At 64.0% G+C, this 24,210-nt stretch carries 24 protein-coding genes; 19 read left to right on the forward strand and 5 right to left on the reverse strand.

Annotated features, from left to right (window positions below):
* Window positions 1-159 precede the first annotated feature (159 nt).
* The 18 genes from HV753_RS11310 to HV753_RS11395 all read left to right on the forward strand — a co-directional run bounded on the left by HV753_RS11310 (window position 160) and on the right by HV753_RS11395 (window position 18,641).
* The gene (locus tag HV753_RS11310) at window positions 160-1,077 is read left to right on the forward strand and encodes a LysR family transcriptional regulator (protein WP_175174523.1); all 918 of its coding nucleotides are present in this window, start codon (window positions 160-162) and stop codon (window positions 1,075-1,077) included.
* A gap of 114 nt (window positions 1,078-1,191) precedes the next feature.
* Window positions 1,192-2,661: a M20 family metallopeptidase gene (locus HV753_RS11315; RefSeq protein WP_175174524.1), complete on the forward strand. Its 1,470-nt coding sequence runs from the start codon at window positions 1,192-1,194 to the stop codon at window positions 2,659-2,661.
* On the forward strand, window positions 2,658-3,215 hold the full coding sequence (locus tag HV753_RS11320) for a DUF1415 domain-containing protein (RefSeq protein WP_175174525.1): 558 nt from the start codon (window positions 2,658-2,660) through the stop codon (window positions 3,213-3,215). The genes HV753_RS11315 and HV753_RS11320 overlap by 4 nt, the downstream gene beginning before the upstream one ends.
* A 150-nt stretch (window positions 3,216-3,365) precedes the next feature.
* Entirely contained in the window at window positions 3,366-4,271 is a 906-nt protein-coding gene (locus tag HV753_RS11325) for an alpha/beta hydrolase (protein WP_175174526.1), read from the forward strand.
* Window positions 4,268-5,107: a hypothetical protein gene (locus HV753_RS11330; protein WP_175174527.1), complete on the forward strand. Its 840-nt coding sequence runs from the start codon at window positions 4,268-4,270 to the stop codon at window positions 5,105-5,107. The genes HV753_RS11325 and HV753_RS11330 overlap by 4 nt, the downstream gene beginning before the upstream one ends.
* A gap of 86 nt (window positions 5,108-5,193) precedes the next feature.
* Entirely contained in the window at window positions 5,194-5,997 is an 804-nt protein-coding gene (locus tag HV753_RS11335) for a DUF1365 domain-containing protein (protein ID WP_246288230.1), read from the forward strand.
* Window positions 5,994-7,310 (forward strand): SAM-dependent methyltransferase, encoded by a 1,317-nt coding sequence (locus tag HV753_RS11340; RefSeq protein WP_175174528.1) that lies wholly within the window; start codon window positions 5,994-5,996, stop codon window positions 7,308-7,310. Before HV753_RS11335 ends, HV753_RS11340 begins: the two co-directional genes overlap by 4 nt.
* Window positions 7,307-7,867, forward strand: coding sequence for a DUF2878 domain-containing protein (locus HV753_RS11345; RefSeq protein ID WP_175174529.1), 561 nt, complete (start codon window positions 7,307-7,309; stop codon window positions 7,865-7,867). The genes HV753_RS11340 and HV753_RS11345 overlap by 4 nt, the downstream gene beginning before the upstream one ends.
* Before the next feature lie 8 nt (window positions 7,868-7,875).
* Window positions 7,876-8,688 (forward strand): DUF1295 domain-containing protein, encoded by an 813-nt coding sequence (locus HV753_RS11350; RefSeq protein ID WP_246288231.1) that lies wholly within the window; start codon window positions 7,876-7,878, stop codon window positions 8,686-8,688.
* A complete protein-coding gene (locus HV753_RS11355; protein WP_175174531.1) occupies window positions 8,685-9,770 on the forward strand; it encodes an SAM-dependent methyltransferase in 1,086 nt (361 codons plus the stop codon). Before HV753_RS11350 ends, HV753_RS11355 begins: the two co-directional genes overlap by 4 nt.
* An 11-nt stretch (window positions 9,771-9,781) precedes the next feature.
* Window positions 9,782-10,393: a lipocalin family protein gene (locus HV753_RS11360; RefSeq protein ID WP_175174532.1), complete on the forward strand. Its 612-nt coding sequence runs from the start codon at window positions 9,782-9,784 to the stop codon at window positions 10,391-10,393.
* A gap of 310 nt (window positions 10,394-10,703) precedes the next feature.
* Window positions 10,704-11,795, forward strand: coding sequence for a TRAP transporter substrate-binding protein (locus HV753_RS11365; protein ID WP_175174533.1), 1,092 nt, complete (start codon window positions 10,704-10,706; stop codon window positions 11,793-11,795).
* 124 nt (window positions 11,796-11,919) lie between these two features.
* The gene (locus HV753_RS11370; RefSeq protein ID WP_175174534.1) at window positions 11,920-12,582 is read left to right on the forward strand and encodes a TRAP transporter small permease subunit; all 663 of its coding nucleotides are present in this window, start codon (window positions 11,920-11,922) and stop codon (window positions 12,580-12,582) included.
* Between the two features lie 2 nt (window positions 12,583-12,584).
* Entirely contained in the window at window positions 12,585-14,246 is a 1,662-nt protein-coding gene (locus HV753_RS11375; protein WP_175174535.1) for a TRAP transporter large permease, read from the forward strand.
* Between the two features lie 137 nt (window positions 14,247-14,383).
* Entirely contained in the window at window positions 14,384-15,370 is a 987-nt protein-coding gene (locus tag HV753_RS11380) for a Bug family tripartite tricarboxylate transporter substrate binding protein (RefSeq protein ID WP_175174536.1), read from the forward strand.
* Window positions 15,371-15,383: 13 nt separating this feature from the next.
* Window positions 15,384-16,697 carry an alpha/beta fold hydrolase gene (locus HV753_RS11385; RefSeq protein WP_175174537.1) on the forward strand — a complete coding sequence of 438 codons (1,314 nt, stop codon included), beginning with the start codon at window positions 15,384-15,386 and terminating at the stop codon, window positions 16,695-16,697.
* Between the two features lie 181 nt (window positions 16,698-16,878).
* Window positions 16,879-17,817 carry a 2-aminophenol 1,6-dioxygenase subunit beta gene (gene cnbCb / locus HV753_RS11390; protein ID WP_175174538.1) on the forward strand — a complete coding sequence of 313 codons (939 nt, stop codon included), beginning with the start codon at window positions 16,879-16,881 and terminating at the stop codon, window positions 17,815-17,817.
* Window positions 17,814-18,641 carry a DODA-type extradiol aromatic ring-opening family dioxygenase gene (locus HV753_RS11395; RefSeq protein ID WP_175174539.1) on the forward strand — a complete coding sequence of 276 codons (828 nt, stop codon included), beginning with the start codon at window positions 17,814-17,816 and terminating at the stop codon, window positions 18,639-18,641. Before cnbCb ends, HV753_RS11395 begins: the two co-directional genes overlap by 4 nt.
* A 42-nt stretch (window positions 18,642-18,683) precedes the next feature.
* Here HV753_RS11395 and HV753_RS11400 read toward each other — a convergent pair whose 3' ends face one another.
* Together HV753_RS11400 and HV753_RS11405 are read right to left on the reverse strand one after the other, a co-directional pair.
* On the reverse strand, window positions 18,684-19,985 hold the full coding sequence (locus HV753_RS11400) for a UDP-N-acetylglucosamine 1-carboxyvinyltransferase (RefSeq protein ID WP_175174540.1): 1,302 nt from the start codon (window positions 19,983-19,985) through the stop codon (window positions 18,684-18,686).
* A gap of 195 nt (window positions 19,986-20,180) precedes the next feature.
* Window positions 20,181-20,726, reverse strand: coding sequence for a carboxymuconolactone decarboxylase family protein (locus tag HV753_RS11405; protein WP_175174541.1), 546 nt, complete (start codon window positions 20,724-20,726; stop codon window positions 20,181-20,183).
* Window positions 20,727-20,847: 121 nt separating this feature from the next.
* Here HV753_RS11405 and HV753_RS11410 point away from each other — a divergent pair, with 121 nt between their 5' ends.
* Window positions 20,848-21,714, forward strand: a complete 867-nt coding sequence (locus HV753_RS11410; protein ID WP_175174542.1) for an AraC family transcriptional regulator — start codon at window positions 20,848-20,850, stop codon at window positions 21,712-21,714.
* On the opposite strand, the gene dmeF is transcribed toward HV753_RS11410, so the two are convergent.
* From dmeF to HV753_RS11425, 3 genes are all read right to left on the reverse strand, one after another.
* A complete protein-coding gene (dmeF, locus tag HV753_RS11415; protein WP_175174543.1) occupies window positions 21,711-22,712 on the reverse strand; it encodes a CDF family Co(II)/Ni(II) efflux transporter DmeF in 1,002 nt (333 codons plus the stop codon). The genes HV753_RS11410 and dmeF overlap by 4 nt on opposite strands.
* A gap of 23 nt (window positions 22,713-22,735) precedes the next feature.
* Window positions 22,736-23,008, reverse strand: coding sequence for a metal/formaldehyde-sensitive transcriptional repressor (locus HV753_RS11420; protein ID WP_175174544.1), 273 nt, complete (start codon window positions 23,006-23,008; stop codon window positions 22,736-22,738).
* Between the two features lie 118 nt (window positions 23,009-23,126).
* Window positions 23,127-24,083: a GlxA family transcriptional regulator gene (locus HV753_RS11425; protein WP_175174545.1), complete on the reverse strand. Its 957-nt coding sequence runs from the start codon at window positions 24,081-24,083 to the stop codon at window positions 23,127-23,129.
* Window positions 24,084-24,210: the final 127 nt, after the last annotated feature.

Raw genomic sequence — 24,210 nt, forward strand, 5'->3', positions numbered from 1 at the left:
CAGGGAGTGGACGCCGGGATGTTAGTTGCCAGATGTATCAGTGTTGTGCAAAATGAGCAGCCACTGTGCCGAATCGGCACAGTGGCTAACAACAGACCCAGCCGGGAACAACGGAATCAACGAATACGCGGCGGGCAGGGGGAAGGATGAGAGAGACACATGGATATCAAATGGCTGGAGGACTTCGTTGCGTTGTCGAAGTCGCGCAATATGTTCCAGGCGGCCGAGGCGCGCAGCGTGACGCACCCTGCGTTTGGCCGCCGCATCAAGGCGCTGGAGGAATGGGCCGGGGTGCCGCTGGTTGAACGCGGCCATCACGCCACCACGCTCAACCCGGCCGGGCGCAGCATGCTGGCCGCCGCCATCGACGTGCTGGATATCCTGCGCGATACGCGCCAGGCGCTGCAAAAGCCCGAGCTTGAACGCAGCCGCAAGATCGTCATGGCATCGGGCAAGACGCTGGCGCATTCCGTGCTGCCCGGCGTGATGGCCAACGTGCAGCAGGGCATGCCGCCGTTCCAGTTGAAAGTCGTGACCACCACGTTGAACTATGGCGTGGACATGCTGGCGGATGGCGAGGTCGATTTCCTGTTGTGCCATGCGCATGAACCGCTGTACGCCAAGATTGACAATCCCGGCTACCGCTGCCGGCGCGTGGGCGCCGACAAGCTGGTCGCAGTCAGCGCGCCGGTGGCGCCGGGCGGCAAGCATCCTCGCCACGCCGTGCCCAAGCTGGCGTCGGATCCGGCGGTGCCGTTTCTGGCCTACGCCGACAGCATGTCGCTGGGCCGCATCCTGCATGACCGATTGCGCGGGCTGTGCGTCGTGCCGTTGTTGCAGACCCAGTATGAATCGGACCTGGCCGATGCGCTGCACGCCATGGCACGCCAGGGCTTCGGCCTGGCCTGGCTGCCGCATACGCTTGTCGAAGCGGACCTGCGCGCCGGCCTGCTGGTGCGGGCCGACAGCGCCCGCAACGACATCCACATGGAGATCCGGGTGTACCAGTCGGTGGACAACGCCAAACCGCTGGCCCGCCAGGTATGGAGCCGCATCGAGGCTTATGCGGCCCGATAGCGACACCGTTTTTGCTGAAGGAAAGAACAAACGGGGACAAAAGATGCCTGCCGGCCCGCGCAGGCATAAAATAGCGGATTACCCCATTCCCGCACTCACACAGGATTCCGCGCCATGAACGCCCGTATCCCCGAAGACGCACTGCCGCCCACCCTGGATCCCAAGGCTCTCCAGGAATTTGTCGATGACAAGTGGGACAACGAGATCATCCCCGCGCTGACCGATTACATCGCCGTCCCCGCCAAAAGCCCGGCGTTTGACGCCGACTGGGAAAAGAATGCGTTCATCGAGCGCGTGGTGCGCGATGCGGCGCAATGGGTCGAAGCGCAGAAGGTGTCGGGCCTGAAGCTGGAAGTGGTGCGCTTGCCGGGCCGCACGCCCGTCATCTTCTTCGACGCGCCCGCTACCCGCAGCGACAACGGCGACACCGTGCTGCTGTATGGCCACTTGGACAAGCAGCCGGAATTCTCGGGGTGGCGAGCGGGTCTGGGCCCGTGGACGCCCAAGTACGAAGACGGCAAGCTGTACGGCCGAGGCGGCGCGGATGACGGCTATGCCGTGTACGCCTCGCTGACCGCCATCATGGCGCTGGACAAGCAGGGGATTCCGCGTCCGCGTTGCGTGGGCATCGTGGAAACCTGTGAAGAATCCGGCAGCTATGACCTGCTGCCCTATGTGGACGCATTGCGCAGCCAGCTGGGCAACGTGGCCCTGGTGGTGTGCCTGGATTCGGGCGCCGGCAACTATGACCAGTTGTGGATGACCACGTCGCTGCGCGGCATGGTGTCCGGCACGCTGGAAGTCCAGGTGCTGGACGAAGGCGTGCACTCGGGCGACTCCAGCGGCGTCGTGCCGTCGTCGTTCCGCATCTTGCGCCATCTGCTGGACCGCCTGGAAGACAGCGGCACCGGCCGCCTGCTGCCGCAAAGCCTGCACTGCGAGATCCCCGCTGAACGGGTTGAACAAGTGTCCGCCACTGCGCGCATCCTGGGTGATGAAGTCTGGCGCCGTTTCCCCTGGAGCTGCGGCGCCGAAGGAGGCTTTGTGCTGCCCATGACGACCGAGCCGGAACAAGCCCTGCTGAACCGCACCTGGCGTCCGACCTTGTCGGTGACCGGCGCCGAGGGTCTGCCGCCGCTGTCGAGCGCCGGCAACGTCCTGCGTCCGCGCACGGCGTTCAAGCTGTCGCTGCGCCTGCCGCCGCTGGTGGATGCCGTGGCCGCCTCGCAAGAAATCAAGGAATTGCTGGAAGCCGACGCGCCCTATAACGCCAAGGTCATCTTCAAGGCCAATGAAGGCGCCGCCACCGGTTGGAACGCGCCCGCGGCCGTGCCGTGGCTGACCCAAGCCCTGGACGCCGCGTCGCAGCAGTACTACGGCCAGCCGTGCGGCTACATCGGCCAAGGCGGCACGATTCCGCTGATGAGCATTCTGCAAAAGGGCTTCCCCAAGGCCCAGTTCATGGTGTGCGGCGTGTTGGGCCCCAAGTCCAATGCCCACGGCCCCAATGAATTCCTGCACGTGCCTTACGGCAAGAAGCTGACTGCCGCCGTGGCCCAGACCATGGCCGCCATGCCCACATGATTTCCACCTCAGACTCCTACGCCAATGTGGTTGCCGAAACCCGCCATTGGCTGACTCAGGCCGTGATCGGCCTGAACCTCTGTCCGTTCGCCAAGGCGGTTCAGGTCAAGGACCAGATCCGCTTTGCGGTCAGCGACGCCACCGATGCCGAAGGCGTGCTGACCGATTTGCAGGATGAGCTGGCGCTGCTGGCCGAAGCCGATCCCGAAAAGATCGACACCACCTTGCTGATCATCCCGGATGCGTTGGACGACTTCCTGGATTTCAACGATTTCGAAGAGCTGTCCGATCGCCTGCTAAAGCGCATGCGATTGGTGGGCGAATTGCAGGTGGCCACGTTCCACCCGCAATTCCAGTTTGCCGACACCCAGCCGGACGATATCGAGAACTACACGAACCGTTCTCCGTACCCGATCCTGCATCTGCTGCGCGAAGACAGTATCGACCGGGCGGTGGAATCGTTCCCCGACGCCTCGGACATCTACGAGAAGAACATCGAAACGATGAACAAGCTGGGCCTGGAAGGCTGGAAGAAGCTGATGACCAAGGCCTGAGAAGGCCGCGCCACACTGGCAGCTTGAAACAGCAGCGGAGCGTTTTTGCTCCGCTGCATCCATTTGCACACCGCCGTCGTATATGAGCTAAACCCCTAGCTCATCAGGAGACGGCCGTGCAGACCCTTTTGCCCCCCGAGCAGGCGCGTGATGCGTAGCGCGCTGGAATTGGCTGTTCTGGCGTGCGTGCTGGTTCTGGCCCTGGCGGCATGTTCGCCATTGACCGTGTTGAACGGGGCCGTGCCGGACCATGCCAGCAGGATCGTCCCGGACGTGGCCTATGGCGAGGGGGGGCGCCGGCTGCTGGACATCTACGCGCCGCCCGGCGTGGACAAGCCGCCCGTGGTGGTGTTCTTCTACGGTGGCAGTTGGCGCAATGGATCGCGTGCGGACTACAAGTTCGTGGGCGATGCGCTGGCCTCGCGCGGCATCATGGCCGTCATCGCCGACTATCGGCTGTACCCCGCCGTGTCCTACCCCGATTTTGTGGAGGACTCGGCGCGGGCCGTGGCCTGGACGCTGCAACACATCGCCGAGTACGGGGGCGACCCCGCCCGGGTCTACGTGGCCGGGCATAGCGCGGGCGGTTACAACGCCGCGATGGTGGCGCTGGATGCGCGCTGGCTGGCGCGCTTTGGCGCCTCGCCTGCAATGCTGCGCGGCTGGATCGGCATGGCCGGCCCGTATGACTTCTTGCCGATCGTGGCGCGCGATGTGAAGCCAGTATTCCACTTTCCTGGCACGCCACCGGACTCGCAGCCCATTGCGCACGTCAGCGCGGCCGCGCCGCCGACGTTGCTGATGGCGGGCCTGGACGACACCACCGTTGATCCGCATCGCAACGCCGAGGCGCTGGCCGCTGCCTTGCAAGCTGCGCACGTGCCCGTGACCTTGGTGCTGTATGACCGGCTGGGCCATGCAATGCTGGCCGGGGCGCTGGCGCGTCCACTGCGTTGGCGGGCGCCGGTGCTGGACGACTTGGCGGCGTTTGTCCTGCACCCCTCGCAACAGGCGGACAGGGCGCCGCCCGGACTGGCACGGCAAGGGGCGCAATGATGCGTCGTCAGCCGATTGCGCCGTCCATCCACGCGGTCGCCGCGATGGTGGCGCTTGCCGCGGGGGCGGGGGGCGCCTGGGCGGCGCCAGCGGCGGTTGCCGCCTCTGACATTGCCGCCATCCCGGCCCAGCACTATCGGGGCATCGCCTATGGCGCGGAGGATGGCCGCGAGCGCTACCGCGAGTCGCATTGGGTGTTTCAAGCCGACGGCCACGAGACGCGCCTGGTGCTGTACCAGTGTCCCGACGGCGCACCGTTCGCACGCAAATGGGTGCGGGGCAGGGTTGATGATCCCGCCCCGAATTTTGATCTGATCGATCAGCGCGACGGCTACCGCGAGGGCGTGCGCGGTAGCGGCAGCCAGCGCGAAGTCTACGTGCAGAAGGGCGAGGGCAAGCCGATGGAATCCGCACCGTTGCCAACACCGGCGGATCTGGTGATCGATGCGGGTTTTGATGCCTATGTTCGCAGCCACTGGCGCCAGCTGGAACAGTCCGGTGGACGCGCGGTGCCGTTTCTGGTGCCCAGCCGCCTTGCCGCGTTTGAATTGAAGGTAGACGCCCAGGACCGGGTGATGGACGGCACGCCGGTCTACCGCATCCGCATGCGGCTGGATGCCTGGTATGGCTTTGCGACGCCCACCATTTTGGTCAGCTATGCAGAGGCGGATCGCCGCCTGTGGCGCTTTGAAGGGATCAGTAATCTCCGTAACCACACGGGCGGCACGCAGAACGTCAGACTGGATTTTCCGCCCGCCGAGCGCGATGCACCGCCCAGCCGGCAAGACATGGACGCGGCGGCGGCCATGCCGCTGGTCAGCCGCTGCGATGATTGATCGCGTATCCGGGTTATCCCGAGTGAATCCAACGGGCAGGGCCATCCGTATATAGGGAAACACCACCAATCTGTTGGGGTCCCGACATGAAATCAAGCGTGATGCCGCCCGTCATGCATAGCGCCGTTTACGAAGGCAGGGTGATCCACCGCCGCCACGCGCCGCATGCGCATGCCTTTCAATACCGCATGGCCCAACTGCTGCTGGACCTGGACGAACTGGATCAGGTGTTCAGCCAGCGCTGGCTGTGGTCGGTCAACCACCGCAATCTGGCTGAGTGGCGTCGCGCCGACTACCTGGGGCCTGCCGACATGCCACTGGCCGATGCCGTGCGGTTGCGCGTGCGCCAGGCGATCGGCCGTGCGCCGCAAGGCCCGATCCGCCTGCTGACCCATCTGCGCTATGCGGGCTATGCCTTCAACCCCGTCAGTTTCTATTACTGCTTTGAGGCCGATGGCATCACGCTGGACACCGTGGTGGCCGATGTGACCAATACGCCTTGGCGCGAACGCCACAGCTACGTGCTGCCCGTGGACGACGCCGATCAGATGGGTCGGACCTTGCGCTGGCGTTTCGACAAGCAATTCCATGTGTCGCCTTTCATGCCGATGGAGCGCCGCTACGAATGGCGCCTGACGCCGCCGGGCGACGACCTGCACGTGCATATGAAAGTCCTGTCGGGACAGAACCGTGAGTTCGAGGCCGACCTGGCGCTGGAAAGACATGCACTGAACGGGCGTTCGCTGGCGCGCGTGCTCTGCTGCTACCCGCTGATGACCTTGAACGTGATCGGCGCCATCCACTGGCAGGCGCTGCGCCTCTGGCTCAAGCGAAATCCTGTGTACGACCACCCGCGTCATTCCCTACCCCGATCGGGAGAAAACCAATGAGATCCCCCTCCGACTCCGAACGCCTGGCGCTGAATGACGCCTGGGCGCCCGAGGCCGCCGCGGCCTTGCCCTGGACCGACCGCCTGTTGCGCCAGCGCCTGCTGGGGCGTCTGGCGGGCTTGCGCGGCGGCCAGTTGATCGTGGATGACGTCACCGGCAGTGTCGAATTGGGTGTGCCGGATGCCGGGCAGTCCCGGCCCGTGCGCGTGTGCGTGCGCAACCTGGCGTTCTACCGGGCGCTGGCGGGCAACGGCAGCGTCGGCGCGGGCGAGGCCTACGGCCACGGTTGGTGGGAATGCGATGATTTGGTGGGCCTGATCCGGCTGCTTGCGCGCAACCGTGAGTTGGTGGACGGCATGGAACGCGGGATGGCTCGCCTGGGCAGCGTGGCGATGCGCGTGCTGCATGCCTGCCGGCGCAATACGCGCGCCGGCAGCCGCCGCAACATCGCGGCCCACTACGACCTGGGTAACGACTTCTTCCGCCTGTTCCTGTCGGACGACATGATGTATTCGTCGGCGATGTGGGCGGGCGACGATGACACGCTGGAGCAGGCGTCCATGCGCAAGCTGGACGTGATCTGCCGCAAGCTGGACCTGCGACCCGGCCAGCACGTGGTCGAGATTGGCACCGGCTGGGGCGGCTTCGCGCTGCACGCGGCGCGTCACTATGGCTGCCACGTCACCACCACCACCATCTCGCGCGAGCAGCATGCATTGGCGACCCAACGTATTCACAGCGCCGGCATGCAGTACCGGGTGGACGTGCTGTTGCAGGACTATCGCGACTTGCATGGCCAGTTCGACAAGCTGGTCTCGGTTGAAATGATCGAGGCGATCGGGGCGTCCTATCTGCCCACGTACTTCGGCAAGATCGCGGAATTGCTCAAGCCGGATGGCATGGCGCTGATCCAGGCCATCACCATCGAAGACCATCGCTATGCCCAGGCGCTGAAAGCGGTGGATTTCATCAAGCGCCATATTTTCCCGGGCAGCTTCATGCCGTCCATCCAGGCGATGCTGGAAGCCAAGACCCGCGCCAGCGACTTGAGCTTGGTGCATCTGGAAGACTTCGGCCTGTCTTATGCGCGGACCTTGCAGGCATGGCGGCAGCGCTTCATGGCGCGGCTGGGCGCGGTGCGAGGGCAGGGGTTCGACGAACGCTTCATCCGCTTGTGGGAGTTCTACCTGGCGTATTGCGAAGGCGGATTCCGTGAACGCGCCATTGGCGTGTCGCACCTGCTGCTGGCACGCCCCGGTGCGATGCCGCGCGATGCGCGGTGGACGGGCCGGGAGGCAGAGGCGTTGGCATGAGATTCTGGGCCAACCTGATCGGATACCAGATCGTCTGGTTCGCCGCCGTGATCGGCGCCAGCCGGGGCAGTCCGTGGCCCGGCCTGACACTGGCGGCGGTGTTCGTGTTGGGGCAGGCCTGGATATCGGCCAACCGGCGTGCCGATTTGCGGCTGGTGGCGGTGGCGCTCTGTTGCGGCGTGGCGCTGGACGGCGTGCTGGCGGCCGGCGGGTGGGCGCGGTATGCCGCGTCCTGGCCGGCACTGCCCGTGGGAGGAGCGCCGGTCTGGATACTGGCGTTGTGGGCGTCATTCGCCATGACCTTCAACCATTCGCTGCGTTATTTGCGGGACCGGCCGGCGCTGGGCGCGCTGTTGGGGCTGGCTGGCGGCCCCTTGGCGTATTGGGGGGCAGGAAAGACCTGGGGCGCCATACAGTTCGCCGAGCCCGTTTGGCGCGGCCTGGCGTGGCTGGCGCTTGGGTGGGCGTTGGCCATGTTCCTGCTGTGCAAGCTGGCAGGCCGTTGGGATCGGCATTCACGGCTGCGGGCGAGTTTGGCGGCGGGGGCTGCGCGATGAGCCCGGGCATGCAGATTCTGATCGTGGTGGCGATGGCCGTTCCCCTCATGAGCGCGGGTTGGCTGTGGCAGCGGCGTCATCACAATGCCGGCATCGTTGACGTGCTGTGGGCCTCGGGCGTGGGCCTGGCCGCAGTCTTGATCGCGCTGACAGGGCGGGGCGCCGCCACGCCACGGATGCTGCTGGCCATCCTGGGCGGCCTGTGGGCAGGCAGGCTGGCGCTCCACATCTGGCAGCGCGTGCGTCACGCAGAGGAAGACGGCCGTTACCGCGCTTTGCGCGCCCATTGGAACGGTCATCAGGGCAAGTTCTACCTGTTCTTCATGGCGCAGGCCGGGCTGGTGTTGTTGTGCAGCCTGCCGTTCATCGCCGTGGCGGCCAACCCTGTACCGGGCATGACAGCGTGGCAATGGTTGGGGCTGCTGGTGTGGGTCGTGGCGGTTGCCGGCGAAACACTGGCCGACCGGCAATTGGAGGCGTTTCGCGCGGACCCGGCGAACCACGGGCACACCTGCCGGCTTGGCCTGTGGCGTTATTCGCGCCACCCCAACTACTTCTTTGAATGGATCCACTGGTTCGCCTATGTGGCGCTGGCTGGGTCTGGCCACCCCACCGCCTGGCTCGCGTGGTCGGGGCCGATCGTGATGTTCATTTTCCTGCGCTGGATCAGCGGCATTCCTTATACCGAGGCGCAAGCGCTGCGCACGCGGGGCGAGGACTATCGCGAATACCAGCGCACCACGTCGATGCTGGTTCCCTGGTTTCCAAAGCCCGGATCCACCGCAGCAAGAAACGAAGCCAAGCCAGGGAGTGAACGATGAATTCCGCCATACTCAATGACGCTCAGTTGCCCGTGGACCGTCCGGCTCCCGGCCTGCTTGGCCTGGCCGAGCGCGGTCTGGTGCCCGACGCCTTGTTGCGCCTGGGCATCCGCCGCCTGTGCGCGCAGCGTCTGCACGATGAAAGGGCGGGCGGCCCCGGCGAACAGGCAAACCGCTATCAGGCGCTGATTGATCAACTGCGACTCAGCCCGTTGGCCATCCATGCCGATGCCGCCAACGCGCAACACTACGAACTGCCACCCGAGTTTTTCACGCTATGCCTGGGCCGGCAGTTGAAGTATTCCGGCTGCTACTACGCGACCGGCCGCGAAACGCTGGACCAGGCAGAAGCCGCCATGTTGGAGCTAACCGGCAACCGCGCCGAATTGGCGGACGGCCAGCGCATCTTGGAATTGGGCTGCGGCTGGGGATCGCTGACGCTCTGGATGGCTGAACGCTATCCCAACGCGCGTATCACGGCGGTGTCGAATTCGGCGCCGCAGCGGCTGCATATCCAGCAGCAATGCCAGTTGCGCGGGCTGGGCAATGTCGACGTCATCACGTGTGATGTGAACACGCTGCAATTGCCGCTGGCGGAATTCGACCGTTGCGTGTCGGTGGAAATGTTCGAGCACATGCGCAATTACCAGAATCTGCTGGCCCGGATCCATTCATGGCTGCGGCCCGCCGGCAAGCTCTTCGTGCATATCTTCGCCCACCGCGATCTGATGTACCCGTTCGAGACCGAGGGGGCGGACAACTGGCTGGGCCGGCATTTCTTCACGGGCGGCATCATGCCGTCGGCGGACACTTTGCTGTGGTTCCAGCAAGACCTTCGGATCGAGGCGTCGTGGCGGGTCGATGGCCGCCACTATGCGCGCACGGCCAATCACTGGCTGGCCAATCAGGACGCCAACCGGGAGGCGGTGATGCGGGTGCTGGAACAAGCATATGGCGCTCGGTTGGCGCCGTTGTGGTTCCAGCGCTGGCGCATGTTCTGGATGGCTTGCGCGGAACTGTTCGACTACGACGGCGGGCAGCAATGGATGATCGCGCACTACCGCTACACGCGGCCGGATTGAAAGGGGCAGCCATGCGTGAATTCGCGAGAGCGCCGCTCGTGGCCAGGATGGCGGCCGGCATGATCGTCGGCGTCATGGCGCTGGCGGGTTGCGGCAGCCCGCCGCCCATGCCGCCTGTGACGCAGGTGGATATTTCCCGTTTCATGGGGGATTGGTACGTGATCGCCGGCATCCCCAGTTGGCCCGAGCGACAGTCGTTCAATGCGGTGGAGTCCTACGCCTTGTTGCCCGATGGCCGCATCCAAACCACCTTCCGCTACCGGCACGGCGGCTTCGGGGCCGACGTGGAAACCATGCGTCCGGTGGGCACGGTGCAGCCCGACACCGGCAATGCCGTGTGGGGCATGCAGTTCATCTGGCCAATCCAGGCGGAATACGTCATTGCCTACCTGGACGAGCACTACCCGCAGACGATCATCGGCCGGACGAAGCGCGACTACGTGTGGATCATGGCGCGTACCCCCAGCTTGCCTGATGCCGAATACGCGCGGTTGGTCGACAAGGTGCGCGACCTGGGTTACGACCCTGCCCAACTGCGCAAAGTGCCTCAGCAATGGCCAGAGCAGGGGCCAGAGCAGGGGGCAGCACCCAGGACCTCCCCCGAACCGGGCAAGGCACACTAAATATTTTCTAGTTATATAGGGGTGGTCTCTTATTCAAGCGGCCAAGGTCGTGTGACACCAACTGATACGGCACATTAAGCAGTGCAGAAAGCACTTCTGGCCCCCGCTGGTCATACCAGCCGTCCGAAGGAGAAAGATTTCACGAAACTTACGGCAAGGGTTTTCCCGCTACGTCCCGACATAAATTTGCCGATAGCATCGCTCCGAAAATCATAAAGCGCGACCATTTGTTACCCACTGGATCGCGCCAGGGGCTCCACCAAATCGCCCCGGGACCGGAAAAAACTTTATCCAAAGTTGGGAGACTTGCATGCAACGCCGTTCGTTTTTGAAGAAAGCCACCTTGGGGGCCGCAGCGGGTGGCGCCACCCTGGCAGTGCCCGCCATTGCCCAGGAAGCCCCCACGCTGAACTGGCGCCTGGCATCCAGTTTTCCGCGTAGCGCCGACGCCATTTTTTCGGGCGGTGAAAGCGTCGCCAAGTACGTGTCCGAGGCGACTGGCGGCAAGTTTTCCATTCGCGTGTTCCCGGCCGGTGAAATCGTCCCGGCCCTGCAAGTGCTGGACGGCGTGCAGAATGGCACGATTGAATGCGGCCATAGCGCGTCGTACTACTACTACGGCAAGGACCCCGTCCTGAGCTTCGATGCCGCCGTGCCGTTCGGCCTGAACACGCGCCAGATGAATTCCTGGATGCGCCACGGCGACGGCCTGTCGCTGCTGCGCGAGGTCTTCAAGACCTACAACATCGTCAACTTCCCTTGCGGCTACACGGGCACGCAGATGGGCGGCTGGTTCCGCAAGGAAATCAAGACGGTCGATGACCTGAAGGGCCTGAAGTTCCGCGTCAGCGCCTTCGCGGGCGCCGTGCTGTCGCGCCTGGGCGTCGTGCCGCAACAGATCGCCGGCGGCGACATCTACCCGGCGCTGGAAAAGGGCACCATCGACGCGGCGGAATGGATCGGCCCCTATGACGATGAAAAGCTGGGCTTCAACAAGGTCGCCCCGCACTACTACTACCCGGGTTGGTGGGAAGGCACGCTGCAAGTCTCGCTGTACGTCAACCAGGACGCCTACAACAAGCTGCCCAAGCACTACCAGGCCATTCTTGCGCAGGCCTCGGCCGCGGCGACCAACGACATGATCGCCAAGTACGACGCCGAAAACCCGGCCGCGCTGCGCCGCCTGATTGCCCAGGGTGCCAAGCTGCAATCGTTCCCCAAGCCCGTGATGGACGCCTGCTTCGCCGAGTCCGTCAAGCTGTATGACGAAATGAGCGCCAAGAGCCCGGTGTTCAAGAAAGTCTACGAAAGCATGAGGAACTTCCGCGACAACGAACTGCCCTGGTTCCGTGTCGCCGAAGGCAGCTATGACAGCTACATGGGCACGATCAACCGCAAGTAAGCCGCGGATTTGATCGTGCCGGCGCGCGCGGATGTGCCGCATTCGCGCGCGCTTGCGGGTTCTCTCCTCTCTCGTTTTGCATATTGACCGCGTGCCATGCCCTGCGCCGGTTCGGAAATCCAACATGAATGCCCTATTAGCCTTATCCCGTTTGATCGATGCGATCAACACGGTGGTCGGCCGGTGCGTGACGTGGCTGACGCTGGTCGTCGTCTTGGTCAGCGCTGGCAACGCCGTCGTCCGCAAGGTCTTCCAGATCAGTTCCAACGCCTGGCTTGAGTTGCAGTGGTACCTGTTCGGCGCCATCTTCCTGTTGGCCGCGGGCTATACGCTGCTGCGCAACGAGCACGTGCGCGTCGACGTGCTGTCCTCGCGCCTGCCACGGCGCAAGCAGATCTATATCGATATCTTCGGCGTCATCTTCTTCCTGATGCCCGCCTGCCTGCTGATCACGTATTTGTCGTGGCCGGTGTTCATGGATTCGTTCGTGAGCAACGAACAGTCGTCCAACACCGGCGGGCTGGTGCGCTGGCCGGTGAAGCTGCTGATTCCGATTGGCTTCGCCTTGCTGGTGCTGGCGGGCTTGTCGCATCTGATCAAGTGCATCGGTTTCCTGATGGGCAAGTGTCCCGATCCAGGCGCCCGCGCAACCGATATTTCCGCCGAGGAAGCCTTGGCCCTGGAAATCGCGGAAGAAGCGCGGCAGCGTGAGGAACGCGCCCTGGCGGCGCAAGGCGGGAAGGCGCCAGGCGGCGCCCGTGACCAGAACGGACAGGACGGACGCTGACCATGGAATTTCTGACTGCAAACATGGCCCCCATCATGTTCGCCACGCTGGTGGTGTTCCTGCTGATGGGCTTTCCCGTGGCCTTCGCGCTGGCGGCCAACGGCATTCTCTTCGCGCTGGTGGGCATTGAACTGGGGCTGCTGAATGTCGCCTTGTTCCAGGCCTTGCCGCAACGCATCTTCGGCATCATCGCCAACGACACCTTGTTGGCGGTGCCATTCTTTACCCTGATGGGGCTGGTGCTTGAACGATCCGGCATGGCGGAAGACTTGCTGGAAACCATCGGCCAATTGTTCGGCACCGTGCGCGGAGGCCTGGCGATTGCGGTGGTGTTCGTGGGCGCGATGCTGGCGGCAACCACGGGCGTCGTATCGGCGTCGGTGATCTCGATGGGCCTGATTTCGCTGCCTATCATGCTGCGATACGGCTATGACCGCAGGCTGGCCAGCGGCATCATCGCTGCGTCCGGCACGCTGTCGCAGATCATCCCGCCGTCGCTGGTTCTGATCATCCTGGCCGACCAGCTGGGCCGCTCCATCGGCGATATGTACCGTGGCGCGATCATCCCGGGCTTCCTGCTGGCGGGCACGTATGTGGTGTACGTCATCATCAAGTCGTACCTGAAGCCGGACTCGGCGCCCGCGTTGCCTGAAGAGGCCCGCTCGTTCCGCGAAGACAACGGCACGCGCGGCGGCCGCTCGCTGCTGGTGCTGATGGTGATTTCGGCCTTGTCGGCGTACTTCGTCGGCCAGTACATCGAAGCCGACACCGCGCCGGTGGACGAACAGATCGTGCTGTCGCTGCTGATCTGGGGGCTGACCGCCTTCATCATCGCGGGCGTCAACAAGATCTTCAAGATAGGCTTGCTGTCGGCCCTGGCCGAGCGCGTCACCTTCGTGATGATTCCGCCGCTGTTCCTGATCTTCCTGGTGCTGGGCACGATCTTCATCGGTGTTGCCACGCCCACCGAGGGCGGCGCAATGGGGGCCGTGGGCGCCATCGTCATGGCCCTGATCCGTGGCCGTCTCACGCTGAACTTGATGAAGCAGGCGATGGACACCACCACCAAGCTGTCCACCTTCGTGGTGTTCATCCTGGTGGGTTCCACGGTGTTCGGCCTGACGTTCCGTGGCGTCAACGGAGACTTGTGGGTCGAGCACCTGTTGATCAGCCTGCCGGGTGGCGAACTGGGCTTCCTGATCGCGGTCAGCGTGCTGACCTTCGTGCTGGCGTTCTTCCTGGACTTCTTTGAACTGGCTTTCATCATCGTGCCGCTGTTGGGGCCGGTGGCTGACAAGCTGGGCATCGATCTGATCTGGTTTGGCGTCTTGCTGGCGGTGAACATGCAAACCTCGTTCATGCATCCGCCGTTCGGCTTCGCGCTGTTCTATTTACGATCCGTCGCGCCCAAGGACAGGTATCGGGACAAGGTCACCGGCAAGATGATCGAACCCGTCACCACGGGCCAGATCTACCGTGGCTCCATCCCGTTCATCGTCATCCAGTTGGCGATGGTGGTTGCCGTGTTGGCCTTCCCGGGGCTGGTCATGCATTACAAGAGCGACGAAGCGCAGGTCGACGCCAGCAAGGTGAAGATCGAAGTGGATACGACGTATGGAACCAGCACTTACGGCAGCGACGACCCCGCAGCCGGGTTCAAGTAGGGCACCTGCGTAGGCGCTTGAGAATGGAAATGCCGGCATTGCCGGCATTTCTCTTTTCGGGATATCCCTAAATGGCGGGCGGACCAAATTGCATACAAGATACTTTATCTTGCCTTCGCCCCAGCCCGGAGATCCGTATGCGAATGTCCCGCCGCCATGCCTTGGGCGCGCTTGCCGCGCTGCCCTTGATGTCTCGCCCCGTCTGGGCCCAGAACACGTTTCCGACGCGCCCGGTGCGCCTGCTGGTGGGCTTTGCACCCGGTGGCCTGACCGACATTGCCGCGCGCGCGCTGGCCGAACGCATGGGCAAGGCGCTGAAGCAGAACGTCATCGTCGAAAACCGACCGGGCGGGCAAGCCATCATCGCCACGGTGGCGGTCGCGCGGGCCGAGCCCGACGGCTATACGCTGGGGTTTGCCGGCACCAACGGCATGATCCTGAACCCGTTGCTCTACAACAACCTGCCGTACCAGCAGTCGGACTTCAAGCAACTGGGGTCCATGGGCAAGTCGCCCATGCTGCTGATCGTGCACCCGGCGTTGGGCGTGAAGAACGTGCAGGAATTCATTGCGCTGGCCAAGAAAAAACCTGGCGATATCACCTGCGCCCATGCGGGGCGCGGCGTCATCAATCATCTGGCGTTGCTGCATTTCCAGTCAAAGACCGGCACCCAATTCCAGGACGTGCCGTACAAAGGCAGCGGCCCCGCGCTACTGGATTTGATGGCGGGCACGGTGCAAAGCACCTTCGACTTTCCGACGTCGGCACTCCCCAACATCAAGTCCGGCAAGTTGCAGGTCTTGGCGGTGACCGCCGACAAGCGCCTATCCAGCTTGCCCGACGTGCCCACCATGAAAGAGGCGGGCGTGGACGGCTTTGAACTGTATACGCGCATGATGATTTCGGGCCCCGCAGCCATGCCGGCGGATGTCGTGAAAGTACTGGAAAACGCGGTGCGCGAAGGCACGCGCGACCCCAGTCTGGTACAGCAGTTCGCGGACCAGGGTGTGGCGGTGGAATTCACCTCGTCAGCCGATCTGGACAAAGTGATCGCGGACGAATCCGCCATGTGGGCCGGGGTCATCAAGACCAACGGCGTACCCAAGACCGATCTGAAAGCCTGAGGAGGGCAGCCCCGTGACGCAGCCTCGCATCACCATTTCCCCCGAACGCGCGCTGATCGACGTTGAGCGCGACATCCGCATCGAAGGATTTCCGCCCTACGCATTCATCACCGTCACGGCCAGCATGCACATGTGCGGCGCGGCGTGGCAGTCCGAAGCCGTGTTCGTGGCCGGCCACGACGGCCGTCTGGACCTGAGCCGAGACTGCCCGGTGTCGGGAAGCTATGCCGAGCCTTCGGCAATGGGCATCGTGTGGTCCATGGTGTGTCAGGACATGGATCGCGTGGTGTTCCCGCCCGACAAGACCGATGCGCTGACCGTGCGGATCCGAGCCGAAGGCGGCGGGCTGGCCGCCGAGGCCACGCTGACCCAGGATTTTCTGGCGGAAGGCGTCACGTATCGCTCCGTGCGTGAGGACTTGGGCGGCATGACCTTGGCGGGCGAACTCTACACGCCCGCTGGCCCGGGGCCGCATCCTGTCGTGATCTACATGAACGGTTCGTCGGGCGGGGTGAATGCGCCGCGCGCGGCCTTGTTCGCGGCGCGTGGATACCAATGCCTGGCGCTGGCCATCTTCAACTACGACGGCAGGCCCAAGTATCTGAACGACTTGCCGCTGGAGTATTTTGAAGCGGCATTGAAATGGGTGCGCCAGACCCTGAGGCCGCGCGATGGCTTCGTCGCGGTGTCCGGCATTAGCCGCGGAGGCGAGACCTCTTTGCTGGTGGCGTCGCACTATCCGGATCTGGTCAGCGCGGTGGTGGCTTACGTGCCATCGCCCGTGATGCATGGCGTGGTCAGCGCGGGGGCGCCCGGCACGGGTCGCAACGCCCAAGTCTGGACCAGGGAAGGGCGGCCGCTGCCGCATCTGTGGCAGGACAACGCCACGGCGGATTGGGAAGCGGCCTATGCGTCTGAACCACCGTACCGGCAGACGCTGGCGTTCCTGAGCGCCACGCGGGACAGCGCCGCATTTGAACGCGCCAGGATTCCGATCGAGAACTACCCCGGCCCGGTCATGCTGGTCAGCGCATCGGACGATGGCTTCTGGCCCAGCACCGCCTATTCGGAAATGGTGGTGCGCCAGCGCCAGGCCCACGCGCTGCCGACATTGCACCATGTCTGCGCGGGCGCGGGCCACCATGTTCACTATCCCCATCTGCCTGCCACCCTGATCAACAAGCCGCATGCGATGTCGGGCCTGCTGCTGGACGCGGGCGGCACGCCGTCGGCCAACGCGGCCGGCAACCAGGGGTCGTACCGGGCGGTGCTGGATTTTCTGGCGCAGGCGCAGCGCGGACAGGGCGAGGGGCAGGGGCAGGAATAATCAGCAGGCGAGACGGGCGAGCGTCCTACAGGGAATGTCCCTAGAGATGCTCGCCACATTTTTCGGTTATTAGTACGTATACGTAATTAATGATGCTGCTGCATGGCGGCGCCTGTCGTATCGCGTGTCAGTCCGGCCAAAGGTCGCATGGCAAGACCCAGTGGCCACCACGGAGACAACCATGAAAGACGGCGAGATTCTCTCGGGCTTCCTGGCCCCCCATCCTCCTCATCTGGTCTATGGCGAAAACCCGCCGCAGAATGAACCCCGGTCGCAAGGCGGCTGGGAAACGCTGCGCTGGGCGTACGACCATGCGCGCGACAGCATCGAACGGCTCAAGCCGGACGTGCTGCTGGTGCATTCCCCGCATTGGATCACTCAGGTCGGTCACCACTTCCTGGGCGTGCCCCGGCTGACCGGCAAATCGGTGGACCCCATCTTTCCCAACCTGTTCCGCTACGATTTTTCGCTGAACGTTGATGTGGAGCTTGCCGAAGCGTGTTGCGAGGAAGGGCGCCGCGCCGGCCTGGTCACGAAGATGATGCGCAATCCGCGATTCCGGGTCGACTACGGCACCATCACCACCTTGCATATGGTGCGTCCGCAGTGGGACATACCGGTAGTGGGCATTTCCGCCAACAACACGCCCTACTACCTGGACACCAAAGAGGGCCTTGGCGAAATGGACCTGCTGGGCCGCGCCACGCGCGAAGCCATCCGCAAGTCCGGCCGGCGCGCGGTGCTGCTGGCCAGCAATACCCTGTCGCACTGGCATTTTCACGAAGAGCCGGAAATACCCGAAGACATGTCCAAGGAACATCCCGAACGGTACGACGGCTACAAGTGGGACATCAGAATGATCGAGCTGATGCGGCAGGGCCGGATGCGCGAGACCTTTCAACTGCTGCCTCAATTCATCGACGAGGCCTTCGCCGAGGTCAAGTCCGGCGCTTTCACGTGGATGCACGCGGCAATGGATTATCCCGAGCTGCCGGGCCGCTTCTATGGATACGGCTCGGTCATCGGCACCGGCAACGCCGTCATGGAATGGAATCTGCAAGACGCCGGCCTGTCACGCATTGCGCGGGCGGCCCCGCACCAGCCGGAGACATCACAATGACCGTCGTATCCGCATTCCTGGTTCCGGGCAGCCCGCTGCCTCAATTGCGGCCCGACGTTGCGCCGTGGGGCCGGCTGGCCGACGCCATGCGCGTCGCCGGCCAGGCGCTGGCAGCATCGCGGCCCGACTGCGTGCTGGTCTATTCCACGCAATGGATGGCCGTGCTGGATCAGCTGTGGATCACGCGGGCGCGCAGCACGGGCGTGCACGTGGACGAGAACTGGCACGAGTTTGGCGAACTGCCTTTTGACATCCTCAGCGACGTGCCGTTGGCCCAGGCCTGCGTGGATGCCTGCGGCTCCGCGGGCGTTCACGCGCGGGGCGTGGACTATGACGGCTTTCCGATCGATACCGGCACCATCGCCGCCAGCACCATGATGGGTTTCGGATCCCAGGGGCTGCCTGTGTCGATTGCCGCCAACAATCTGTACCACGATGGCGCGCAGACCGAGGCGCTTGGACGTCTGGCGGCCGAGTGCGCCGGCCGCCAAGGCAAGCGTGTTGCCGTGCTGGGCATTGGCGGCCTGTCGAATTCAATGTTCCGCGAGCCCGTGGAGCCCAAGCACGACCGCATTCTTAGCGAATCGGACGACGCCTGGAACCAGCGGATGCTGGGCCTGCTTGAGTCCGGCGACGTCGACGCACTGCGCGAACAGATTCCGCACTACGCGCGGGAGGCCCGCGTGGACATGGGGTTCAAGCATTTCCACTGGGTGCTGGGCGCGTTGAAGGGAACAATCAAACGCGCCGAAGTGCTTGAATATGCGCCGCTTTACGGCAGCGGCGGCGCGGTCGTGCAGTTTGTGGGGGACGAAGCAGGTTGAATGCCGCGGCCCCCGAGCGTCTTCACCCCGCGCGGGGGCGCGTTACTCTTCGCTGGTCCATTCCACCTGCACGCCCAGGCTGCGCAGGTTTTCGACAAACTGCGGATGCGCGCGGCGGATCGGCGTTGCGTTGCGGATTTCAGAGCGGCCCTTGATGCTGCTGGCCACCATGAACAAGGCGATCGCCACCCGGATGATGTAGGGGCTTTCGACGACCGCAGGCGTCAGCGGCATGCCGCCAAAGGTGACGACGCGGTGCGGGTCCGACGAAAACACATGGGCGCCGAACTTCGACAGTTCGCCCGTCCATCCCAACGCGCCGTCGTAGACCTTGTTCCAGAACATCGCATTGCCTTCGGCGCATACGCCCAGCGCGATGAAGATCGGCAGCAGGTCCACCGGGAAATAGGGCCACGGCGCGGCTTCAACCTTGGTCAGCACGTTGCTGGTGAACGGCGTTTGCACCTTCAGCGGACCCGTGCGCAGCGCGCGTGACCACCCGTCCTTGTGTTCGATTTGCACGCCGAACTTGGCGAACGTGCGGTCGATCAGCGGGAAATTCCCCGGGGTGCGGTTGCGCACCACCACATCGCCGCCCGTGATCGCGCCCAGGGCCAGGAACGTCGTGATTTCGTGGAAATCCTCTTCAAACGTGAATTCACCGCCGCCCAGGCGCGCGCCGCCGCGCACCGTCAGCCGCGACGTGCCAATACCGTCGATATCGGCGCCCATCATCGTCATGAAGCGGCAGAATTCCTGCACATGCGGTTCGGACGCGGCGTTGGTCAGCGTCGACTCGCCTTCGGCCGCCGCCGCGCACAACACGAAGTTCTCGGTCGTGGTGACGGAAGCGTAGTCCAGCCAATGATGGGTGGGCTTGAGCGCGCCGCTGCTGCGTACCAACAGCGAGCCGCTGGCGCGTTCGACTTCGCCGCCGAATGAACGGAAGATCTCCACGTGCGGGTCAATCTCGCGCACGCCCAGCGTGCAGCCCTTCACGTTGTCTTCCAGCCGTGCCACGCCAAAGCGGGCCAGCAGCGGCGGCACCAGCATGATCGAAGAACGCATTTCTTCGGGCAGGCGATGGGCCTTGGCGTCGAACTGCGTGTTCTGGTGGCGCAGTTCCAGCGTGCGGGTCGTTTCGTCCAGCCGGACTTCACTGCCCAGCGTGCGGAAGATGTCCAGGATCTTGCGCACGTCCGTGATGTCGGGCACGCCATTCAAGGTCAGCGGTTGGTCGGTTAGCAGGGTGGCGCAGAGAATGGGCAGGACCGCATTCTTGTTGGCCGAGGGTATGACGCGGCCACGCAAAGGCGTGCCACCGTGGACGATGAGATTGGACATGGGGAAGGCGGCGGGAAGGAATAAAAGAAGAGGCGCCGCGAATTGTACTGGGGTCGCCGGGCCCGCATTGGAGCCGAAAGCCCCAAAACGTTTCAAACTGCAATTGCCGCACGCATTTTGGCTGCGCCATCGCAGTTTGAAACGCGGAATCAGAAGTCGGGCTGATGCGCCGCAAGCGCCAACCCGACTATCCGCTTACACCGCGCGGCGCAGCTTCACGCCGGGGAAGTCCACCGGCACCGCGAACGCCACGTTCACGTAGTTCGTGAACAGGTTCAACGCCACGTGCGCCAGAATTTCGACGATCTCCTCATCGCTGAACCCCGCCGCGCGTACGGCCTGCACGTCCGCCTGACCGATCTGGCCGCGCGCCTCCACCAGTTGCAGCGCAAAGCGCAGCGCCGCCGCAGTCTTGGGATCCGTGGCTTGGCCGTCTTGGGCCGCCGTCATTTCTTCCGCGCTGGCGCCGGCCTTGCGGCCTAGCGCCGTGTGGGCTGCCAGGCAATATTCGCAAGCGTTGCGGTCGGCCACGGCAACGGCGATCTGCTCGCCCAGCTTGGCGGGAATCACGCCGCCGCCCAAGGCGCCGAACGAACCCCACATGCTTTTCAGCGCCGCTGGCGAATTGGCCACAGCCTTGAACATGTTGGGCGTGGCGCCGAATGCGCCATGGATTTGCGACAGCAGCGCGGCGCGATCCGCGGTGGTGTGGGCGGGATCAATCAGGGAAACACGGGTCATGGTCATGACTCCTGTAAGGGGTTGCCGCCGCCGGATATTGGCGGAGTGAGGCAATCGTACGTACAATCCATGGATGAATGGCGTTGTTTAGTCCATAAAAAATGTCCTGGCGTCCAAAACCATGAATGCTCCCTTTGTTTCCCCCGTTGATCGCCTGTCGGCCCTGCTGGACCGCTTCCGGGTGCGCGCCAGCTTGTTCCACACCGGGGCCTTGTGCGGCATTCAGACGTTCGAGGCCTTGCCGGGGCGCGGCTTTCTGCACGTATTGCGTCAGGGCGAAATGGAGGTCCGGCATCTGCCGGGCGCAATCGGGCCGCAGCGCATGCTGCTGACCGAACCGACCTTGCTGTTCTACCCGCGCGCCATGCACCACGAGTTCATCAATCCGCCCATCGGCGGATCGGATTTCACGTGCGCGGCGCTGGATTTCGATGGGGGCGAACGCAATCCCATCGTGCAGTCTTTGCCGCCGGTGTTGCGGGTGCCGTTGGATGCCGTCGACGGGCTACGGCCCGCGTTGGATCTGCTGTTTGCCGAAGCCGACAACGTGCGATGCGGTGCGCGCCTGCTGGCCGATCGGCTGTTTGAGGTGGTGCTGATTCAGTTGCTGCGATGGATTCTTGACCACCCGTCAGAAGCGGGCATCAGCAGCGGCTTGGTCAGAGGGCTGTCGGACCCGAAGCTGGCCCGGGCGCTGGTGGCCGTGCATCAGGCGCCGCGCGACGAATGGTCGCTTGAGAAATTGGCGGCCATTGCGGGCATGTCCCGCAGCGCGTTTGCCGCGGCGTTCAAGGACGCCACGGGCACCACGCCGGCGGCCTACCTGACGGACTGGCGCTTGAGCCTGGCCGCGTCGATGATGCGATCGGGGCGACCGGTGAAGCGGGTCGCTGATGATCTGGGCTTTGCCAGCGCATCCTCTTTGTCCAAGGCTTTCCGGCAGCGAATGGGGGCGTCTCCGCGCGATTGGCTTGCCGTGAATCGTTAGGCTGGGCTGGGCGTGGCGGGTTCGACTTCGATGGTGACGTGGGAAAGTCCGGCAAGATGCGCCAGCCGCGATTTGTAGCCCGAGGGCGGCTGCGGGTGATCGGCCAAGAGTGACACGATGACGGCATGATGGCCGGGGCCTACCTGCCAGACGTGCAGGTCGGTCACCTGCGTGTCGGCGTCTTCCATGGCGGATCGGATGTTATCCGCAAGATCGCTGCCGGCAGGGGTCTTGTCCAGCAGCGCGCCGCCCGCATCGCGGACCAGGCCCCAGGACCAGTTGGCGATAACCAGTGCGCCGACGATACCCATGACCGGATCGGCCCAGTGCCAGCCGTAGCTGCGGCCCAGGACCAGCGCCACAATGGCCAGCACCGAGGTCAGTGCGTCCGCCAGCACATGCATATAGGCCGAGCGCAGGTTGTTGTCGCGCGCGCCATGGCCGGCATGGCGATGGTGGTCATGGCCATGACCCTGCGTGTGTGCATCACCGTGATCATGCCGATGTCCGCCACCGTGATGGTGATGGCCCGCATCGTCCTTCAGCAGCCAGGCGCTGGCCAGATTCACGGCCAAGCCGACGACGGCGATGCCGATGGCCTCGTTGAATTGAATGGCGACGGGGTCGGCAAGCCTGACCAGGCTTTGCCAGCCGATCATCAGCGACACCAACGCCAGCACGATCGCGCTGGCGAATCCCGCCAGATCTCCCAACTTGCCTGTGCCGAAACTAAAGCGCGTATCCCGCGCGTGACGCCGGGCGTAACCGTAAGCCAACGCCGCAATCAGCATGGCGGCCGCATGCGTGGACATATGCCAGCCATCGGCCACCAGCGCCATGGATCCGTAGATCGTGCCCGCGACGATTTCGATCAGCATCATGGCCGCCGTCAATGCGATGACCAGCCAGACCCTTTTCTCGTTGCGGCGATGGCCGTCGCCCAGGAACATGTGATCGTGTTGGCCGGAAGCCGGGGCGGAGGCGTGCGAGTGGTTCATGCTGTCTCTCTTTGGGGGGCGGCTTACTTCAGATAACTGCGCATGACTTCCACCAACTCTTCGCCGCCTTGCTGGCGTTCCGCTTCCGTGGCGGCCGCCAGGACGTGTTCACGCAGGTGATCTTCCATGACTTCGGCCGTCAATCCATTCATGGCGCCGCGGGCCGAGGCCAGCTGACGCAGGACTTCCGCGCAAGGCGAATTTGCTTCCAACGCGCGCTCCACGCCTTCCAGTTGCCCTTTGATGCGGCGAACACGTGCGATGAGTTTGTCGTGCTGGGAGTGAAGGTGAGACATGGCGGGCCAATGAAAATATAGTGTAGGGGACTATACTACTTCACCCAAACCCGTCTTGGCTACACGCCGTTTTTCTGCCCCGTTGAAGGAAAGCAAATGCCGACGGCCGCGCGCCAATCTACGCAGCGTTTTCGCTGAACTGTTTCCGGTAGGCTGACGGCGACACCGCGAATGCGTGCGTGAAATGTTGGCGGAACGAGACCGACGAACCGAAACCCACGTTTTCTGCCACCAAGTCCACGGCTTGCCCGCTGGTTTCCAGCAGGCGTTGCGCGGCGGCCAAGCGGTGGTTCAGCACCCACCCGGACACCGTGGCGCCTGTTTTTTCCTTGAAGCGTCGGGTGAAGTTTCGCCGGCTCATGCCGGCCTTGTCGGCCAACAGATCCAGCGACAGCGGTTGCCGCAGATTTTCGATGGCCCAGTCCAGCGTGGCGGTGAGTTTGTCCGAGCCTTCACGTTCGGGCAGTGGCTGTTCGATGTACTGGGCTTGGCCACCGTGCCGATGCGGCGCGACCACCATGCGGCGGGCCACGCGGTTGGCGACCTCGGCGCCGTGATCGCGGCGCAATAGGTGCAGGCAGCAATCAATGGCCGCGGCCGTGCCAGCGGACGTCAGGATATCGCCGTCATCGATGTATAGCGATTTCCGGTCCAGCCGCACGTTCGGATGCCGGCGTTCAAAGTCGTCACCCCATACCCAGTGCGTGGCGGCGGTGCGTCCGTCCAGCAATCCTGCTTCGGCCAGCACGAAGGTGCCCAGGCAGAGCCCCGCGATGCGGGCGCCTCGCGCATGGCCGGCTTGCAGGGCCTTCAGCAGCGCGGCAGGCGCGGGTTCTTCCGGGTCGCGCCAGGCCGGCATGATGATGGTGTCGGCCTGGGACAGCGCCGACAGATCATGTTCCACCTCGATCTTGAACCCGGACTGGGTAGCAATCAGCCCCGTTTGTTCACCGCAGACCAGCAGCCGATAGCGCGGCACGCCCAATCGGGCCAAGTCATCGCCAAACACCATGCACGGCACGGACAGATGGAAAGGGCTGATGCCTTCAAAGGCGATGACGGCGACGGTATGCATGGCTTGCTCGCATGAGAGCCCAAAGCGGGTTGGCCCGATTCTATCAATAGTTGTCCAGCGGGCCACTATCGCCGGCCTTCGTCTGGCGGGACACTAGGGGTTCTTCCACGTCACACCAAAGAGGGCA

This window comes from Achromobacter pestifer (genome assembly GCF_902859625.1).
Lineage (GTDB): Bacteria > Pseudomonadota > Gammaproteobacteria > Burkholderiales > Burkholderiaceae_B > Achromobacter > Achromobacter pestifer.